The sequence below is a fragment of the Thalassospira indica genome, from assembly GCF_003403095.1.
GTDB lineage: Bacteria > Pseudomonadota > Alphaproteobacteria > Rhodospirillales > Thalassospiraceae > Thalassospira > Thalassospira indica.
On sequence record NZ_CP031555.1, the window covers coordinates 1652026 to 1670014 of the forward strand.

Annotated in this window: 18 protein-coding genes; 14 read left to right on the forward strand and 4 right to left on the reverse strand. The window is 55.3% G+C overall.

The features are described 5' to 3' along the window. Position 1: 1 nt before the first annotated feature. The 13 genes from DY252_RS07735 to DY252_RS07795 all read left to right on the forward strand — a co-directional run bounded on the left by DY252_RS07735 (position 2) and on the right by DY252_RS07795 (position 11657). A complete protein-coding gene (locus DY252_RS07735) occupies positions 2-496 on the forward strand; it encodes a MarR family winged helix-turn-helix transcriptional regulator (RefSeq protein WP_231959789.1) in 495 nt (164 codons plus the stop codon). Further along, entirely contained in the window at positions 489-1301 is an 813-nt protein-coding gene (locus tag DY252_RS07740; RefSeq protein ID WP_064789952.1) for an enoyl-CoA hydratase family protein, read from the forward strand. Before DY252_RS07735 ends, DY252_RS07740 begins: the two co-directional genes overlap by 8 nt. After that, positions 1301-2452, forward strand: coding sequence for an acyl-CoA dehydrogenase family protein (locus DY252_RS07745; RefSeq protein WP_064789951.1), 1152 nt, complete (start codon positions 1301-1303; stop codon positions 2450-2452). The genes DY252_RS07740 and DY252_RS07745 overlap by 1 nt, the downstream gene beginning before the upstream one ends. A 25-nt stretch (positions 2453-2477) precedes the next feature. Next, a complete protein-coding gene (locus tag DY252_RS07750; protein ID WP_064789950.1) occupies positions 2478-4103 on the forward strand; it encodes an AMP-binding protein in 1626 nt (541 codons plus the stop codon). Next, the gene (gene kynU / locus DY252_RS07755) at positions 4100-5293 is read left to right on the forward strand and encodes a kynureninase (RefSeq protein ID WP_064789949.1); all 1194 of its coding nucleotides are present in this window, start codon (positions 4100-4102) and stop codon (positions 5291-5293) included. The genes DY252_RS07750 and kynU overlap by 4 nt, the downstream gene beginning before the upstream one ends. Position 5294: 1 nt before the next feature. Continuing rightward, on the forward strand, positions 5295-6143 hold the full coding sequence (kynA, locus tag DY252_RS07760) for a tryptophan 2,3-dioxygenase (RefSeq protein WP_064789948.1): 849 nt from the start codon (positions 5295-5297) through the stop codon (positions 6141-6143). 137 nt (positions 6144-6280) lie between these two features. After that, positions 6281-7420: an ABC transporter substrate-binding protein gene (locus DY252_RS07765; RefSeq protein ID WP_008891971.1), complete on the forward strand. Its 1140-nt coding sequence runs from the start codon at positions 6281-6283 to the stop codon at positions 7418-7420. 79 nt (positions 7421-7499) lie between these two features. Beyond that, entirely contained in the window at positions 7500-8417 is a 918-nt protein-coding gene (locus DY252_RS07770) for a branched-chain amino acid ABC transporter permease (RefSeq protein WP_008891972.1), read from the forward strand. Next, positions 8417-9403 (forward strand): branched-chain amino acid ABC transporter permease, encoded by a 987-nt coding sequence (locus DY252_RS07775; RefSeq protein WP_064789947.1) that lies wholly within the window; start codon positions 8417-8419, stop codon positions 9401-9403. Before DY252_RS07770 ends, DY252_RS07775 begins: the two co-directional genes overlap by 1 nt. Further along, on the forward strand, positions 9396-10145 hold the full coding sequence (locus DY252_RS07780; RefSeq protein ID WP_064789946.1) for an ABC transporter ATP-binding protein: 750 nt from the start codon (positions 9396-9398) through the stop codon (positions 10143-10145). Before DY252_RS07775 ends, DY252_RS07780 begins: the two co-directional genes overlap by 8 nt. 1 nt (position 10146) lies before the next feature. Next, entirely contained in the window at positions 10147-10836 is a 690-nt protein-coding gene (locus DY252_RS07785; protein ID WP_064789945.1) for an ABC transporter ATP-binding protein, read from the forward strand. Position 10837: 1 nt separating this feature from the next. Then, on the forward strand, positions 10838-11269 hold the full coding sequence (locus DY252_RS07790; RefSeq protein WP_064789944.1) for an acyl-CoA thioesterase: 432 nt from the start codon (positions 10838-10840) through the stop codon (positions 11267-11269). Continuing rightward, the gene (locus tag DY252_RS07795; RefSeq protein WP_008891977.1) at positions 11262-11657 is read left to right on the forward strand and encodes a RidA family protein; all 396 of its coding nucleotides are present in this window, start codon (positions 11262-11264) and stop codon (positions 11655-11657) included. The genes DY252_RS07790 and DY252_RS07795 overlap by 8 nt, the downstream gene beginning before the upstream one ends. A gap of 85 nt (positions 11658-11742) precedes the next feature. Here the strand turns inward: DY252_RS07795 and DY252_RS07800 are convergent, their stop codons facing one another. The 4 genes from DY252_RS07800 to DY252_RS07815 form a co-directional block, all read right to left on the reverse strand. Beyond that, positions 11743-12903, reverse strand: coding sequence for an ABC transporter permease (locus DY252_RS07800; RefSeq protein WP_064789943.1), 1161 nt, complete (start codon positions 12901-12903; stop codon positions 11743-11745). Further along, a complete protein-coding gene (locus DY252_RS07805) occupies positions 12900-13820 on the reverse strand; it encodes an ABC transporter permease (protein ID WP_064789942.1) in 921 nt (306 codons plus the stop codon). Before DY252_RS07805 ends, DY252_RS07800 begins: the two co-directional genes overlap by 4 nt. A 12-nt stretch (positions 13821-13832) precedes the next feature. Further along, entirely contained in the window at positions 13833-14930 is a 1098-nt protein-coding gene (locus DY252_RS07810; protein ID WP_064789941.1) for an ABC transporter ATP-binding protein, read from the reverse strand. Between the two features lie 158 nt (positions 14931-15088). Then, positions 15089-16231: a substrate-binding domain-containing protein gene (locus DY252_RS07815; protein WP_008891981.1), complete on the reverse strand. Its 1143-nt coding sequence runs from the start codon at positions 16229-16231 to the stop codon at positions 15089-15091. A gap of 234 nt (positions 16232-16465) precedes the next feature. Between DY252_RS07815 and pdxR the strand changes: the two genes are divergently transcribed. Further along, a complete protein-coding gene (gene pdxR, locus DY252_RS07820) occupies positions 16466-17980 on the forward strand; it encodes a MocR-like pyridoxine biosynthesis transcription factor PdxR (protein WP_064789940.1) in 1515 nt (504 codons plus the stop codon). The last annotated feature ends 9 nt before the right edge of the window (positions 17981-17989 follow it).

Consider the following 17989-nt stretch of genomic DNA (forward strand, 5'->3'; position numbering starts at 1 on the left):
CATGAACAAATCCGAAGCACTTTCCGAACGGGCAAGAAATGAGACGTCTGATCTGTCGAAGGCACGGTTACGCGCTTGGCTGCAAATCCTGAAGGTGTCGCGCAAGATTGAGGGCGAGTTGCGTGAAAAGATGCGCCTTGAGTTCGGATCGACCTTGCCACGCTTTGACGTACTGGCCGCCCTTTATCGCGAACGCGATGGCATGCGCATGAGCGAGCTTTCCAAGTCGCTGATGGTATCAAACGGCAATGTCACAGGCATCGTTGATCGTCTGGTGGCAGAGGGATTGGTTGTTCGCATGCCGGTCGAAAATGATCGCCGGGCATCGATTGTCCGCCTGACCCCGGCGGGTGAAAAGGATTTTGCTGAACGTGCGCTGGTGCATGAAGGTTGGGTTTCGGATCTGTTTTCCGATTTGTCGTCTGGCGATGCCGATGCCCTGATCCGCATCCTGCGCAACATTTCCCATCATAACGAGGCGCCCCACCATGACTAAGATGGCAAACATCACGCCCAAACATTTCAACTGGCGCATGGAAGGCGACGTTGCGGCCATTTCGCTTGATCGCCCGGATCGCAAGAACCCGTTGACCTTTGAAAGCTATCCCGAGCTTCGCGATACATTCCGCGATCTGGTTTATGCCGATGACGTGAAGGCGGTCGTGTTTGGCTCGAACGGGGGCAATTTCTGCTCTGGCGGGGATGTGCATGACATCATCGGCCCGCTGATCGACAAGGACATGAAGGGCCTTCTGGAATTCACCCGCATGACCGGTGATCTGGTCAAGGCGATCATTGGCTGTGGCAAGCCGGTAATTGCCGCGGTTGATGGCGTTTGTGTCGGGGCCGGGGCAATCATTGCCATGGCATCTGATCTGCGTCTGGCGACGGCGGCATCGAAAACCGCGTTCCTGTTTACCCGGGTCGGGCTTGCCGGATGTGACATGGGGGCATGTGCCATCCTGCCACGCATCATCGGACAGGGCCGCGCGGCAGAGCTTCTTTATACCGGCCGATCCATGTCGGCAGAGGAAGGCGAGCGTTGGGGCTTTTATAACCGTCTGGTCGAAGCTGACGCGCTTGAAGCCGAAGCCATTGCACTTGCAACCCGCATTTCCCAGGGCCCGAACTTTGGTCACATGATGACCAAAACCATGCTGGCCCAGGAATGGAATATGTCCATCGAGCAGGCGATTGAGGCCGAAGCACAGGCGCAGGCGATCTGCATGCAGACCGAGGATTTCAATCGCGCCTACAAGGCATTCGTTGCCAAGGAAAAACCGGTGTTCGAGGGCGACTGATGGCAGATAAAACCTATCTTGATTGGCCATTCTTTGAAGATCGTCATCGTGAACTGGCGGCAAAGCTTGATGATTGGGCCGCAAGCAACATCAAGGGCATCAATCACGAGGATGTTGATGCGGCCTGTCGCGATCTTGTTGCGCGTCTTGCCAGTGGCGAGTGGTTGCGCCATGCGGCGGTTGATCCGGCTGACGCGGGATCAAAGCTTGATGTCAGATCGCTTTGCCTGATCCGCGAAACACTGGCGCGTTATGATGGGCTTGCTGATTTTTCATTTGCGATGCAAGGGTTGGGGAGTGGCGCAATCTCCTTGTTCGGAACAAACGACCAGAAAGATAACTGGTTGCCAAAAGTTCGTTCCGGCAAGGCGATTGCCGCCTTTGCACTAACCGAACCTCAATCGGGCTCAGACGTTGCCAATATCGCGCTTGAGGCAAAACGTGATGGGGATGATTTCGTCCTGAACGGTGAAAAAACCTGGATTTCGAACGGCGGCATTGCCGATTTCTATTGTGTCTTTGCTCGCACCGGCGAAGCTCCCGGTGCCAAGGGGCTTTCGGCTTTCATCGTTCCGGCAGGCATACCGGGATTTGAAATCGCGGAACGCCTTCACACCATCGCGCCGCATCCGTTGGCACGTTTGAAATTTACCGATTGCCGTATACCGGCATCCGCCCTGATGGGCAAGGGTGGGGATGGGTTCAAGATCGCGATGTCGGTTCTTGACGTTTTCCGATCGACCGTTGCCGCAGCCGCCCTTGGCTTTGCGCGTCGCGCACTTGATGAAACCATCACCCGCGTTCAGGAACGCGAACTGTTTGGTGCGCCGCTTTTTGATTTGCAGATGGTTCAGGGGCATGTCGCGGACATGGCGCTTGATATCGATGCCTCGGCCCTTCTGGTTTATCGCGCTGCTTGGCTTAAGGACAGTGGTGCTGCGCGGGTTAGTCGCGAAGCGGCGATGGCCAAACTTTATTCAACCGATCATGCACAAACCGTCATCGATAAGGCGGTGCAAATTCATGGCGGCGATGGTGTGCGTAGCGGGCACATCGTTGAATCGCTTTACCGGGAAATTCGCGCCCTTCGCATTTATGAAGGCGCATCCGACGTCCAGAAAATAATCATCGCACGGCAAACGCTGGCGTAATAATGGCTGTATCAGGGACTTCAAAATGCTCGGACCAACCGCACATACCGATAGCTTCACACGGGATAAATTACCCCCGTTTGCAGAATGGCCGGATATCAATCTGGATGGGTTTGATTATCCCGAATATCTGAATGCCGGGGTCGAACTGACCGACAAGATGGTCGAACAGGGATTTGGCGATAACACAGCCCTGATCGGCAATGGTCGCCAGCGTACCTATAAGGAGCTGGCAGACTGGACCAACCGGATCGCCCATGCATTGGCTGAGGATTACGGGGTCAAACCGGGCAATCGCATCCTGATCCGTTCGGCCAATAACCCGGCAATGGTGGCTTGCTGGCTGGCGGCGACCAAGGCCGGGGCGGTTGTGGTCAATACCATGCCGATGCTGCGTGCTGGCGAACTCGGCCAGATCGTTGACAAGGCCGAGATCGAATTTGCTCTGTGTGACACGCGCCTGATGGATGAACTGGTGGGGTGCGCCAAGGACAGCAAGTTCCTTAAAAAGGTGATCGGCTTTGACGGTACGGCCAATCATGATGCAGAGCTTGATCGCATTGCCCTGACCAAATCGGTCAAGTTTGAGGCGGTCAAGACCGGGCGCGATGATGTTGCGTTGTTGGGCTTTACATCGGGCACCACGGGCAGTCCGAAGGCGACCATGCATTTCCACCGGGATCTTTTGATCATTGCCGATGGCTATGCCAAGGAAGTGCTGAATGTCACCCCTGATGACGTGTTTGTCGGCTCCCCGCCGCTGGCCTTTACATTCGGGCTTGGCGGTCTTGCGATCTTTCCGCTGCGGTTCGGGGCGACGGCGACCTTGCTTGAAAAGGCATCGCCACCCAACATGATCGAAATCATCGAAACCTATAAGGCAACGGTCTGCTTTACCGCACCGACTGCGTATCGCGTGATGTTATCAGCCATGGAAGATGGTGCGGATCTGTCATCGCTGCGCGCCGCCGTGTCGGCCGGTGAAACCCTGCCAGCCCCGGTCTATGAAGCGTGGATGGAAAAAACCGGTAAGCCGATGCTTGATGGCATCGGTGCGACCGAGATGCTTCATATCTTTATTTCCAACCGATTTGGTGACAGCCACCCGGCCTGTACAGGTCGTCCGGTAACCGGATACGAGGCCAAGATTGTCGATGACAAAATGAACGAAGTGCCTGTCGGAACCGTCGGGCGCCTTGCGGTGCGCGGTCCCACGGGATGTCGTTATCTGGATGACGTGCGTCAAAGCGTCTATGTCCGCGATGGCTGGAACCTGACGGGGGATGCGTTCTTTGTTGATGAAGACGGCTACTATCATTTCGCGGCACGCAACGACGATATGATTGTGTCGTCGGGCTATAACATCGCCGGGCCAGAGGTCGAGGCGGCGTTGTTAGCACATGCATCGGTGGCGGAATGTGCGGTTGTTGGCGCACCCGATGAAGAACGCGGAACGATTGTTCAGGCCCATATTGTCCTGGCCGAAGGGTTTGATCCAACGCCCGAGATGGCCAAAGCGCTTCAGGATCATGTAAAAGCGACCATCGCGCCGTTTAAATATCCGCGCTCCGTCGTCTTTATCGAGGCGTTGCCAAAAACCGCGACTGGAAAAATCCAGCGCTTCAGACTTAAACAGGAACCGTCTGCATGACCGACTTTGCCGCCACCAAATCCCTGTTCCATATCCCGAAAGGTGTGATTTACCTTGATGGGAACTCGCTTGGCGTGCTGCCGAAAACGGCGGGCAACCGCGCCAAGGAGATGATCGAACAGGAATGGGGGGAAATGCTGATCCGTGGCTGGAACGATGCCAAATGGATGGAGCAACCCGAACGTGTCGGCAATCTTGTCGCACGTTTGATCGGGGCGGCACCCGGTACTGTGGTGATGGGCGATACCCTGTCAATCAAGGTCTATCAGGCCTTGGCAAGCGCGCTTGAAATGCGCCCGGATCGCAAGGTGATCGTTTCTGACAATGGCAACTTCCCGACCGATCTTTATATGGCGGATGGTCTGATCAAGTCGCTTGGTCGTGGTCATGTGCTTAAGACCCCGAACCCGGAAGATGTCGAAAGCCTGATCAACGAAGATATGGCGGTGCTGATGCTGACCCAGGTGGATTACCGCACGGGCCGCATGCACGACATGAAACGCCTAACCGATCTGGCGCATGCCGCTGGTGCGCTGGTGATATGGGATTTGGCGCATTCGGGCGGGGCTGTGCCGGTTGATCTGGCGGGATGCAATGCCGATTTCGCAGTGGGCTGTACGTACAAGTATCTGAATGGTGGCCCCGGTGCACCGGCCTTTATCTATGTCCGCCCGGATCATGCCAAGGTCGCCCGCCCGGCACTTTCGGGCTGGTTGGGGCACGCGGCCCCCTTTGCCTTTGATCCCGATTATACCCCGGCACCGGATGTATCGCGCATGCGTGTCGGCACACCGCCGGTCATTCAGATGACCGTGTTGGAAGAAGCGATGAAGGCATGGGACGGCGTTGACATGGCCGATATCCGCAAACGCAGTATCGAGTTGTGTGAACAATTCATCGCCGGGGTCGAGGCAAATTGCCCGATGCTGGAACTGGCAAGCCCGCGCAATCCCCAAGAACGTGGATCGCAGGTGTCGTTCAAGTTTGATCAGGGCTATGCGGTTATGCAGGCCTTGATCGCGCGCGGTGTGATTGGTGACTTCCGCGCACCGGATGTCATCCGTTTTGGCTTTACCCCGCTTTATATCGACAAGGGTGATGTTGATGGTGCGGTGAAAATTTTGGCTGAAATCATGGAAATCCGCGCTTGGGACAAGCCGGAATTCCACAAACGCAACGCGGTGACCTGAGATGGCAAAGCAGACCTCGCCATATGATCCAAGCGCGGAAGGTGCGCGCACGGATTTCTCCGATCAGATGTCCTATGGGGATTATCTGTCGCTTGATGCAATCCTGACAGCGCAGCATCCACAATCGGATGCCCATGATGAAATGCTTTTCATCATTCAGCACCAGACGTCAGAACTTTGGATGAAGCTTGCCATTCGCGAAATCAGTGCGGCCCGCAAGGCGATCCATGGTGGTGATCTGCGCCCGGCGTTCAAGATGCTGGCGCGTGTGTCGCGCATTTTCGAGCAGCTTAACAACGCATGGGATGTCCTTCGTACCATGACGCCAAGCGACTATACGACGTTTCGCGATGCGCTTGGCCCGTCATCGGGGTTCCAGTCCTATCAGTATCGTCTGATCGAATTCATGCTGGGCAATCGCAACCACGCGATGTTGCGCCCGCATGCGCACCGCGAAGACATCACCGAAATGCTCAAGGCGGAGCTGGCAACACCAAGCCTGTATGACGAAGCCCTTTGCTTGCTGAATGCAGAAGACGGGATTGAAGTGCCAGCAGACGTTCTGAACCGTGATGTGTCGGCACCCTATCTGGCGGATGATGCGGTGATTGCCGCCTGGCAAAAGGTTTACAGCGATCCGGGCAAATACTGGTCGCTTTATGAATTGGCGGAAAAGCTGGTCGATTTCGAAGACTATTTCCGGCGATGGCGCTTTAACCATGTCACGACGGTCGAACGCGTGATCGGGTTCAAGCGTGGCACTGGCGGCACGGGAGGCGTCAGTTACCTGAAGAAAATGTTGGAAGTAGAACTGTTTCCGGAACTCTGGCGGGTACGAACCGCGCTTTGAGGATGGACGGACCGGATGCAAATACTGCAAAATCAGGGGCAGGCATCAGGTTCACTAAAACCGTGACGCATAAAGACATAAATGTCGCGGGATCAACGTGTTGCTAAATGAAAAATTGTATAAACACGGAGGCTTAAATGAAGGGTATTAAGACAACCATCGCAGCAGCTGCTGCTTTGCTTGCAGCCGGAGCTGCGCAGGCAGAGCCGGTCAAGGTGGGTATGATCACCACACTTTCTGGCGGTGGTGCAGGGCTCGGTATTGATGCACGTGACGGCTTTATGCTTGCTGTCAAACAGGCAAACAATCCCGATCTTGAAGTCGTTATCGAAGACGATCAGCGCAAACCGGATATCGCGGTTCAGCTGGCCGATAAAATGATCCAGCAGGACAAGGTTGATGTTCTGACCGGTATCATCTGGTCGAACCTTGCGATGGCGGTTGTGCCGTCTGCGGTGGCTCAGGACAAGATCTACATGTCGGTTAACGCGGCACCATCGCAGCTGGCAGGCAAGGGCTGCAACAAGAACTATTTCAGCGTATCCTATCAGAACGACAACCTGCATGAAGCCGCCGGTGGCTATGCTTCGAGTGCCGGTTATGAAAAGGCGTTCATCCTTGCGCCGAACTATCCGGCTGGTAAAGATTCACTGACCGGCTTCAAGCGCTTCTTCTTTGGCGATATCACCAACGAAGTTTACACCAAGCTTGGTCAAACCGACTACGCAGCTGAAATTGCACAAATTCGTGCGTCGGATGCCGATCACGTATTCTTCTTCCTGCCGGGCGGCATGGGCATCGCGTTCATGAAGCAGTATGCCCAGTCTGGCGTCGACAAGCCGCTGATTGGTCCGGCCTTCTCGATGGATCAGGGCATCCTCGGTGCCGTTGGTGACGCAGCACTTGGTGTGAAAAACACCTCGAACTGGTCGAAAGATATCGACAATCCGACCAACGCAGCTTTCGTTGAGACCTTCCAGGCTGAATATGGTCGTCTGCCGTCGCTCTATGCATCGTTTGGCTTCGATACTGCCAATCTGCTGCTGTCGGCGATGGATAAGGCAAGCATTTCGGACAAGGATGCCTTCCGTGAAGCCCTGCGTGCGGCTGATTTCAATTCCGTGCGCGGCAAGTTCACTTTCGGTCCGAACCAGCATCCGATCCAGGATCTGTATGTCCGTGAAGTCGTCAAAGAAGGCGATGTGCTGACCAACAAGATCATTGGTACGGCGCTGACGGATCACTCTGACGCCTATGCGTCGGAATGCTCGATGTAATAAAGAGCTGACAAGAGGCCGGGGGCCGGTTTCGATTTTGTAATTGGCCCCTGACCACCTTGTGACGGAGTTTCCAATAATGTTCTCTCTTTTTCTGGAGCAGCTGTTAAACGGCCTTCAGTCCGGTGTGATGCTGTTTTTGATGGCATCGGGGCTGACGCTGGTTTTCGGTGTGATGGGGCTGATTAACCTTGCCCATGGCTCCCTTTATATGATCGGTGCGTTTGCCTGTGCGGCTGTGGCTGCATGGACCGGATCTTTCTGGCTGGGGCTTGTCGCCAGTCTGATGGCGGCTGCAATTGCCGGTGCACTGGTCGAAATGTTGATTATCCGCCGTCTTTATAACCGGGATCACCTTGATCAGGTTCTGGCGACTTTTGCGCTTATTTTGATTTTTTCCGAGGGCACCCGCTGGATTTTCGGATCCTTCCCGCTGTTTTTAAGCGTGCCTGATTTCCTGACCGGCACTGTTATCTTGCCGGGCGGATCGCAATATCCGCTTTTCCGTTTGGCTATTATTGTCGCCGGGCTTGCTGTTGCGGTCGGTTTGTTCCTGTTGATCGGCAAAACCCGTCTTGGCATCCGTATCCGTGCGGGCGAGGCGGACCGTGGCATGATCGCGGCCCTTGGTGTCGATATTGATCGTCTTTACACCATCGTTTTTGCCCTTGGGGCTGCGTTGGCCGGGCTGGCCGGTGCCTTTGTCGGCACGACCCAGTCGGTTCAGGTTGGCATGGGCGAACCGGTTCTGATTTTGGCCTTTGTCGTGATCGTCATTGGCGGTATCGGCTCCATTAAAGGCGCGTTGGTCGGCTCCTTGCTGGTTGGGTTTACCGACACGATGGGGCGGTTCCTGTTGCCGCATGCTTTTGCGACCTTCCTTGATCCGTCAAGTGCCACGGCGATTGGCTCGGCACTGGCATCCATGTTGATTTATATCGTGATGGCGCTGGTTCTGTTCCTGCGGCCAAGCGGTCTGTTCGGGGCGACTTCCTGATGACCATGAACCGCGAGTTTCTGATTAATTCCATTCTTGCGATTGCGCTCATCGCCGTACCGTTGGTCGCGCTTGGCATGGATGAACCATTCATCATCACCCTGGCCACCAAGGTCGCGATCTTTGCCATGGCCGGTGTCGGGCTTAACCTTGTGCTGGGCTATGGCGGGCTTGTGTCGTTCGGACATGCGGCGTTCTTTGGTATTGGCGGTTATGCTGCCGGTATCCTTGCCAGCCATGCGCTGAACTATGAACCGATCATGGAAAGCCCGTTCGTGATCGAAGGTACAACCCAGATGATTGTTATCTGGATCGTTGCCCTTGTGGTCTCGGCACTTGTTGCGCTGGTGATCGGGGCGATCACGCTGCGCACCAGCGGGGTCTATTTCATCATGATCACGCTGGCCTTTGCGCAGATGATCTATTACTTCGCGATCTCCTGGCCGGCTTATGGCGGGGAAGACGGGTTGTCGATCTATGTGCGTAATGGCTTCCCGGGGATCAACACCCTTGATCCGATCAGCTTCTTTGCCCTTTGTGCCGTGATGCTGGCGATTGCGATGGTGTTCTCGGCCGTTCTGATCCGGTCACGCTTCGGTCTTGCCCTTCAGGGTGCGCGTCAGAACCCGCAACGCATGACAGCGGTTGGCATTGCGCCGTTTCGCATTCGTCTGGTTGCCTTTGTGATTTCGGCGATGATCACCGCCCTTGCCGGCGCGCTTTATGCCGATCTCAACCGTTTTGTCAGCCCGACAATGCTGTCCTGGCATATGTCAGGTGAAATCATGGTGTTTGTCATCCTGGGTGGGGTCGGGCGTTTGTTTGGCCCGCTTGCCGGTGCGGCCCTTTACATCATTCTGGAACATTTGCTCGGCGGTGTTTGGGAATTCTGGCAATTGCCGTTGGGCGTTCTGTTGTTGCTGGTCGTGCTGTTTGCGCGCGGTGGACTTGTCGGTGTTCTGGCGGGGGAGCGTAAACATGTCTGATGCCATTCTTTCGCTTTCTGATGTCACCAAGCAGTTCGGGTCGCTTCTGGCCAGTGACAGTGTCACGCTTGATCTGCGACCGGGCGAAATTCACGCCCTGATCGGTCCAAACGGGGCAGGTAAATCCACCCTGATCAAACAGATCGCGGGCGAGATTAAATCTGACCGCGGCGATATCCATTTCAACGGTCAGAACATCAACGCGCTTGATGCGGTGGCACGATCCCGCGTGGGGCTTGCCCGAACGTTTCAGGTGTCATCCCTGATGCCGGAATTTTCGGTCCTGCAAAACGTCATGCTGGCGCGCCAGTCGGTCAGCGGCAACGTGTTTCGTTTCTTTAAGCCGGTGCTGGGTGACAAGTCGCTGGTCGAACCGGCCATGGCACAGCTTGAACGGGTTGGCCTGGCGGGCCGGGCGCAGATGCGTGCAGCCGATATCTCGCACGGGGAACGTCGCCAGCTTGAAATGGCGGTCGCCCTTGCCCTGGAACCCAAGGCGTTTCTGTTGGATGAACCGATGGCCGGTATGGGGCCGGAGGGTTCCAAACGTCTGACCGGGTTCCTTGATGGTTTGCGCGGACAGGCACCGATCCTTCTGGTCGAACATGACATGGATGCGGTCTTTGCGCTGGCAGACCGGATTTCGGTTCTGGTTTATGGCCGGATTATTGCCACCGGCACGGTGGACGAAATCCGCGGCAATGATGATGTCAAACGTGCCTATCTCGGGGAGGAAGCCTGATATGACTGCACTTCTCGAACTTGGTGGCGTTACCGCGTTTTATGGCGCGTCACAGGCCCTGTTTGGCATTGACTTGTCCCTGAACGAAGGCGAGGCCGTCGCCCTTATGGGCCGCAACGGCATGGGCAAGACGACAACGATCAAAACCATCTGTCGTATGATGGAACATCGTGATGGTTCGATCCACTTTGCCGGGCAGGATCTGGCGAAGATGCCATCGCACAAGGCGGCCCGCCTTGGTCTTGGTCTGGTGCCCGAAGGACGCCGGTGTTTTGCCCAGCTAAGTGTGACGGAAAACCTGATTGCTGCCGCTCGTCCGGGCGAATGGGATTTTGACCGGGTGGCGGGACTGTTTCCGCGTCTGGCCGAACGCCGTGATCAAAAGGCCATGACCCTTTCGGGCGGTGAACAACAGATGCTGGCAATTGGTCGGGCGCTGATGACCAATCCGCGTTTGCTGATCCTCGATGAAGCAACCGAGGGGCTGGCACCCGTCGTGCGTCAGGAAATCTGGGCGGCGATCAATCAGCTTAAACAATTGGGGCTGACGATCCTTGTGGTCGATAAATCGCTTAAGGAACTTTCAGGTGTGGCGGACCGCTATGTGATCGTCGAAAAGGGCATCACGGCCTGGACCGGTGCGGTGAACGAACTGACCGACGATTTGGCTGACCGGTATCTGGGGGTCTGATATGGCGGCATTCACCTATACCCAGAAAGTTATGTTCCAACATTGCGATCCGGCGGGGATTGTTTTCTATCCCCGCTATTTCGAGATGGTGAATGCCACGGTCGAGGAATGGTTTGATCAGGTCATCGGGTTCGGGTTTCCGACCATGCATGGCCCGATGAAGGTTGCCGTTCCGACAGCGGCACTCAGTGTCGCGTTTACTGCGCCAAGCAAGCTCGGCGATGTTTTGGAATTCTGTCTGATCCCGACCCGGATCGGACGTTCCAGCTTAGATCTGGAAATCACCGCACGATCAGGTGCCGAGCAACGCCTGAAAACAACGGTCACCCTGGTTTTTACGAAACACGGGGCCGGAAAGTCAGTGGCATGGCCAGATGATTTGCGTGCCAAAATCGAAAAAGAAATCAATCAAGTGGTAGAAAACAATGCATAAAATCATTCAGCCTGACGGATGGAAACAGCCCAAGGGATATGCAAACGGCGTCTTGGCCGATGGTGCCCGACTTTACATCGGTGGCCAGATTGGCTGGAACGAAGATCAGGTCTTTGTTGCCAAGGATTTTGTCGGCCAGATGGAACAGGCGCTTAAAAACATTGTCGCCGTTCTTGAAGCCGCTGGCGGCAAACCCGAACACATTGCCCGCCTGACTTGGTATGTCACGGATAAAAAGGAATATCTCGCCCATCAGCGCGAAGTCGGTCAGGCCTATCAGCGTGTCCTTGGCAAGCATTTCCCGGCGATGACCATGGTTGTGGTCAAGGAACTCATCGAAGACGAAGCACTGGTCGAGATCGAGGCAACCGCCGCCATCCCATCCTGATCAGGCATCAGGGTATGACGGAACAAAAAAGGGCAGCACATCGCGTGCTGCCCTTTTTGTTGATCAGCTTGCCGAAAGGTAATTTCTAATTGCCTTCCGGCGCACTGGTTCCAAGGTTCTCGGGCGAGAAGATGTTGTTGCCAAACGGGCTTGGTGCCGATGCCCCGCCTTCATCACCGCCAAGCGGACCAAGGTTGGGCATGGTCGGCGCTGGCAAAGCCTGTTGTGGTGTGTTGATCGATTGCTGTTCCATCAACTGTTGTTGCAGGGCGCGCTTTTCTTCAAGGACTTGCGCCGTGCAGACACTGGAATCATGGTTCTGGATAAACAGAACCGCGGCAAGTGTCAGAACACCCAAAATCACGGCAACCGTTCCCGGATGGGTCGCGATCTTCAAAGCCGGACGTTCGGCAATCACATGGGCCCAGCCCTTGGTGTAATAGCGATTGCGGCATTCATAAATGATCGCCCCGATGAGCGTGATGGCAATAATGATCACCGCCACGGCCGAAATCGACGGATCAAGACCATACCGCACCTTCGATGACAGGACCGTGGTGAAGGTGCTGCTTGAGACAATCGTGAACACGGTTGTGTTGTAGTTTTCAAGCGATGCCAGAAACGCCAGAACCGTGGCCGAACCGATCGCCGGTGCCATGAACGGCAAAAGCACTTTGACAAACGCCTGCGTTGGCGTCGCCCCCATATCAAGGGCTGCCTCGGTAAGCGTGATGTCAAACCGCTGGATACGTGACAGGAACACCAGCATCGAATAAGCGGCAATAAAGGTCACCTGACCAAAGATGGTCAGGAACGTTCCGTCATAAAAGAAGCTCTCATACGGTGCATTGAAAAGTGTGCCGATCCTATCCCAGAAAATCAGGGTCGAAAGACCGATGACAACGCCGGGCACCAGAATGGGGGCAATGAAGATCGTATAAAGGGCTGCGCGTAATTTGGGACCAACCTGTGACAGCGTGATTGCGGCTGCCAGACCAATTGGAATGGCAACACAAACAACGCCCACCCCGATCAAAAGCGAATTACCAAGCCCGGAAAGAAGCTTGTCATCGCTGGCAAGTTTGCCAAACCAGTCGGTGGTAAAGCACTCCCACGGTGAAACACGCGGGAAGGTCGATGAGTTGAACGCAGTGATCACCATAATGATCAGCGGTCCAAACAAATAGGCAAAGAACAGGGTCAGGTACAGACCGGGGATCAATGCAGTCGGGGATTTCATCTTCATTGTTTGATCTCCCCGATCGATACCTTGAACAGGCGCATCACCAGCAGGACAAGCGCGATACAGACGATCAGCAGAACCATCGCATAGGCCGACCCGCGCGGCCAGTTGCCGCCGGAGTTAAACCATTGATAGACCAACTGCGTGAACCACAGGTTTGATGGGCCCCCTAAGATTTGGGGTGCGGCAAGCGCGCCGGATGTAAGCATGAAAACCATGGTCATGCCCGATGCAATGCCCGGCTTGGCATAGGGAATGACAACCTTGGCATGGACCTGCCACCAGTTGGCGCCCATGTCACGCGCGGCTTCGATCTGATTGCGATCAAGGCTTTCAATCGCGTTATAAAGCGGGAAGATCATCAAAAGGATGTAGGCATAAGCCAACCCGGCATAGAGCGCGACATCCTGACGGATAAAGTCAATTGGCGTATCCCAAAGACCAAGCCCCATGCCAGTTTCATTGATCACACCAGTGGCGCCAAACAGAATACGAAACGCAAAGGCACGCAGAATTTCGTTGATCCAGTAAGGCACAATCAGGGCCAGTACCAGCAAGCGCGCCTTGGCCCCGGTCGATGATTTCGCCAGCACAAAGGCCACCGGGTAACAGATGATCAAATCGAACACTGTGACAAACACAGCCGCAAGCAGCGTTTTGAACAGGATGCCGATGTCAAGGGTGTTTATCCCGTCCGATGCCCCGCTCCCCTGGAAGAAATATCGATATTGCTCAAGGGTATAAACGTCTTCGGGGCCGCCAATCTTGGCCGGTGGCAGGTTAAATCGGAACGAGTAATCCAGCATGGTCAGTTGCGGCAGGATGATCAGAATAAACACCCAAAGAGTGACCGCAAGCATCAGATAGATCGAGACCGCCATCCCGTTGCGTCTGACGAGGTCGTAAAAAAGATCACGCATGATACGGCCCCCTTACGCGCTGGCCAATTCGCCCGGTTTGAGCGCAATGCCCATTTCCGGTGCGAAATCGAGTTTGACCGGGGCATTGGCATCAATCGCGTTTGTGCCATCATTGATCAGCGAAAGCTTCAGGTCCGTGCCACTCGCATTCATCACGATATGGCGCATATTGCCTTCGAACTCTTCGGTGACGAAGTTGGTTTCGAACTGATTAATCGCACTATCGTCTTTCGAAAGCCGAAGCGCTTCCGGGCGCACGAACAGATGACACGCATCCCCGGGCGCCAACGCCGGGCCGCCCGCCGGATGGTTTTCGACCGTAAAGGGGGTGCCAAGACCGGCATCGATTTTCATTGTCTTGCCGTCATTGGACAAAACCGTGCCATCAAGCACATTGTTTTCACCGACAAATGACGCGACAAAGCTTGTCGTCGGGTGATCATAGATCGCCTTGCCATCGCCGATTTGCTCGATCTTGCCCTTGTTCATCACCGCAATGCGGTCTGACATGGTCAGGGCCTCACCCTGATCGTGGGTTATGTAGATAAAGGTCAGACCGACCTGCTTTTGAATGGCGCGCAATTCGGTGCGCATGTGTTGACGCAGTTTAAGATCAAGGGCCGATAACGGTTCATCAAGAAGAAGAATGTCAGGTTCAACCGCAAGGGCGCGGGCAATTGCCACACGCTGTTTCTGACCACCGGAAAGTTCGCTGACTTTCTTGTCGCCCTGACCGGGCAGGGCAATCAGTTCAAGCAACTCATCGGCACGTTTGCGCCGGGTTTTCTTGTCGACACCGCGCACTTCAAGCGGGAAGGCGATGTTATCAGCGACCGAACGCAAAGGGAAAAGGGCAAGGTTTTGGAAAATAAGGGCGGTGGGACGTTTGTTCGGGCCAACACCACGCATGTCCTGACCACCGATTTTGACCTTGCCGCGTGTCGGTTCCTGAAAACCGGAAATACAGCGCAAAAGCGTTGTCTTGCCACAGCCCGATGGACCGAGAAATGAAAAGAACTCGCCACCCGCGATGTTCAGATTTGCTTTATGGACAGCGGTGAATTCGCCGAACTCTACCCAGACATGCTCAAGCGAAATTTCTTTGGTCATAGAACTGACAACCCCCTGAAAACGTCAAAGCCCGTTCGCCCGCAAACACAGGCGATACCGGAATTATTGTTGTTTGAAATGCATCGGCCCTAGGATCATGTCCCTAGAAACCCAAAAAGGGCGACACGCGCAAAGTCGTGCCGCCCTAAAGATCGGAATCAGGCGCTTTCGAAGCGGTTCACATATTCGGTACGCATGTCGGCATACCACTGCGGTTCGGACGGCCACGGGTTGAGGTTGGCCAATGCTTCGCCCGGATAGGCATCGGCAAAGTTCTTGGCATAGGCTTCGCCTGCGAACTTGTCGGCACCCAGAACCGGGGAGTTGTAACCGTGATGGTCAATTGCCTCACCTGCCAGTTCCGGCATGTAGGCATATTTGATAAACTCATAAGCCTGTTCGATGTTTTCGGCACCGGTCGGCAGGGCAAGGCCATCGACCCATGCCAGCGCACCTTCTTTCGGCGCACGATACATGACCGGTTCGCCAGCCGTTTTAAGCGCAAGCGGCGGGCCATCCCAGGTCTGACCAACAATGACGCCCTCGTTCAGAAGACCGTTCTTCTGGGTATCGGCATCGTTCCAGATCAGTTTGATGTTGCCTTTACGCGCGATGCACCATTCGGTGATCTTTTCCCAAACCGGGCGCATTTCTTCTTCGGAGGTGTATGCTTTCCAGACCGAACCCGGGGCCAGTTCACCCGTGGTTTCCATGTAAAGACCGGCACCCAGCATCATGGAATGCGCACGGCCCATGGTTTTGCCGGCATTGGCTTCGGACCAGACATCGCCATAGGACGGGAACATGCCTTCTGGCTGGAACATATCGGTACGCCACGCCATGCCTTCGGTGCCCCAGATATGCGGCAACCAATAGGTGGAGCCAGCCTCAAACGCCCAATCGGTGCTGCCGATCTTGGCCATTGCCGGGTTCACCGCCTCGATGGCGACTTTGGACATGTCAAACGGCTGAAGCAGTTCCAGTGCCTTCCACTGAAGGGCACGGTTGTTGGTCGGCGATACGATGTCAAAGCCGCGACCTTTGGAAGCCTTCATCTTGTTGATGATTTCCTCGTTCGAGCCGATGCCGGTGTAATTCACCTTGATGCCCGTTGCATCGGTAAACGATTTGAGGAACGTCTCTGGCAGATAATCGGACCACATCAGAATGTTGATTTCGCCAGAGGATGCGAGTGCTTTTCTGCTGATAATTGCAGGCATTGCAAGTGCCGAACCGGCGGCAAGCGAACCTTTAAGAAGTGTGCGCCGGTTAAGTTTCGGGCCGGAAGTGAACTTGGTCATCCGTATGTCTCCTGATAGCCGGGATTTTTCCCTTATGTGCGGCGCACCATGCGCCTCCCTGGTGGACATAACTTCCCTGAACCGACCGCATTATGATCGCGGTTCTTGTTCCTGCTTTATCGCATTGACAAAATGGTATATCTGCCGGTTACTCTAGTAATAGAGCCACAAGGCAAAAACTATGGTGCCACGCCGGTTAACGTGCTGCAGTGCCGAAAAAAAGGGGCATAACCGATGCTCGACATTCGACTTGAGGATCCGGCAATTGCCGGTCAGACCCTTCAGCAACAGCTGCATCAGGGCCTTGTCGATGCGATTCTTGAAGGTCGGTTGCCGTCGCATGAGCCCTTGCCATCGACCCGCGATCTGGCGTCCGCCCTTAAGGTATCGCGCAATACGGTGGTGCTGGTTTATCAGCGCCTGCTCGATGATGGATATCTGACCGCCGTCTGGCGGCGGGGGCATTTCGTCAATGAGCAATATATCCGCCAACAACTGCGCCTGAGTGTGGATACGCGGACCGCCTCGCTGTTTACCAAGGAACGCGATCCCGATTTGTGGCGACGCCATTTGCAGTTCCGCCCGACCGAGGCGCGCAATATCGTCAAACCGGCCAACTGGCGCGATTTTCCCTATCCGTTCATTTACGGGCAAGTTTCACCCGACAAAACCACCATTTCGCGCTGGCGCGATTCCATGCGGCTGGCCGGGTCGCTTGCCCATTCGCAAAGCTGGGTCGGTGATCAGGTTGATATGGATGACCCGCAACTTCTTGAGCAGATCATCACCCGCATTCTGCCCCATCGTGGTTTGCGCGCCCATCCGGAACAGTTGCTGATTACCATTGGCGCGCAGAACGCGCTGTTTCTGGTCGGGCAGCTTCTGGCAGGGCGGGGCAGGACAGTTGGCGTCGAAGATCCCGGCTATGTGGATGCGCGCAATATCTTTGCCTCCACCGGGGCCGATATTTGTCCGCTTCCGATTGATAGCGAAGGTCTTGCCAACTCACCGGTGCTGTCGAATTGCGATATGGTCTATACCACGCCGTCGCATCAGTGCCCGACAAGTGTCACCATGTCGCTGGATCGCCGTTTGCAGCTGGTTGAACGGGCGCGCAAGGATGACTTCATACTGGTTGAGGATGATTACGAGCACGAGCTCAACTATCTCGGTCATCAGCGCGCGGCGCTAAAAAGTTACGATAATTCCGGTCACATCATCTATATCGGCAGTCTGACCAAACTGATGTTCCCCGGCCTTCGGATTGGTTACATCCTTGCTGACAGTGAACTGATCAAGGAATTACGTGCGCTGCGTCGCCTGAATTACCGCCACCCATCCGCGCAGGATCAGCGGGCCATGGCGTTGTTCATTGGCGAAGGTCATCTGGACTCACACCTGCGCCGGACGCGTGATCGCCTGTCGGAAAAGTGGCAATTGATGCAAAACGAAATTTCCCGGCAATTACCCGAATTGAATGTCACCCCGACCACGGGCGGGTCGGCAGTTTGGGTTAAGCTGCCCGACAATATCGATGCATGGGCCGTCCACCGCGAAGCCGCCAAACGCGGCGTTCTGGTCGAACCGGGCGATGTGCATTATTGCGATCCTGATCGCGCACCGCGTGATCGCCTCAGGCTGGGGTTTGCGGTGATTGAACGTGATCAGATCGCGCCCGGCATTACTCAATTGCGTAATGCCATCATGGCGGTGATAGCCGAAAACAGGAAAGGGACCGCCGCACAATAAACTGTATGG

Bases quoted from the DNA above. Each gene is read 5' to 3' on its own strand.
- DY252_RS07735 (WP_231959789.1), top strand. From the start codon at position 2: ATGAACAAATCCGAAGCACTTTCCGAACGGGCAAGAAATGAGACGTCT.
- DY252_RS07740 (WP_064789952.1), top strand. From the start codon at position 489: ATGACTAAGATGGCAAACATCACGCCCAAACATTTCAACTGGCGCATG.
- DY252_RS07745 (WP_064789951.1), top strand. From the start codon at position 1,301: ATGGCAGATAAAACCTATCTTGATTGGCCATTCTTTGAAGATCGTCAT.
- DY252_RS07750 (WP_064789950.1), top strand. From the start codon at position 2,478: ATGCTCGGACCAACCGCACATACCGATAGCTTCACACGGGATAAATTA.
- kynU (WP_064789949.1), top strand. From the start codon at position 4,100: ATGACCGACTTTGCCGCCACCAAATCCCTGTTCCATATCCCGAAAGGT.
- kynA (WP_064789948.1), top strand. From the start codon at position 5,295: ATGGCAAAGCAGACCTCGCCATATGATCCAAGCGCGGAAGGTGCGCGC.
- DY252_RS07765 (WP_008891971.1), top strand. From the start codon at position 6,281: ATGAAGGGTATTAAGACAACCATCGCAGCAGCTGCTGCTTTGCTTGCA.
- DY252_RS07770 (WP_008891972.1), top strand. From the start codon at position 7,500: ATGTTCTCTCTTTTTCTGGAGCAGCTGTTAAACGGCCTTCAGTCCGGT.
- DY252_RS07775 (WP_064789947.1), top strand. From the start codon at position 8,417: ATGACCATGAACCGCGAGTTTCTGATTAATTCCATTCTTGCGATTGCG.
- DY252_RS07780 (WP_064789946.1), top strand. From the start codon at position 9,396: ATGTCTGATGCCATTCTTTCGCTTTCTGATGTCACCAAGCAGTTCGGG.
- DY252_RS07785 (WP_064789945.1), top strand. From the start codon at position 10,147: ATGACTGCACTTCTCGAACTTGGTGGCGTTACCGCGTTTTATGGCGCG.
- DY252_RS07790 (WP_064789944.1), top strand. From the start codon at position 10,838: ATGGCGGCATTCACCTATACCCAGAAAGTTATGTTCCAACATTGCGAT.
- DY252_RS07795 (WP_008891977.1), top strand. From the start codon at position 11,262: ATGCATAAAATCATTCAGCCTGACGGATGGAAACAGCCCAAGGGATAT.
- DY252_RS07800 (WP_064789943.1), bottom strand. From the start codon at position 12,903: ATGAAGATGAAATCCCCGACTGCATTGATCCCCGGTCTGTACCTGACC.
- DY252_RS07805 (WP_064789942.1), bottom strand. From the start codon at position 13,820: ATGCGTGATCTTTTTTACGACCTCGTCAGACGCAACGGGATGGCGGTC.
- DY252_RS07810 (WP_064789941.1), bottom strand. From the start codon at position 14,930: ATGACCAAAGAAATTTCGCTTGAGCATGTCTGGGTAGAGTTCGGCGAA.
- DY252_RS07815 (WP_008891981.1), bottom strand. From the start codon at position 16,231: ATGACCAAGTTCACTTCCGGCCCGAAACTTAACCGGCGCACACTTCTT.
- pdxR (WP_064789940.1), top strand. From the start codon at position 16,466: ATGCTCGACATTCGACTTGAGGATCCGGCAATTGCCGGTCAGACCCTT.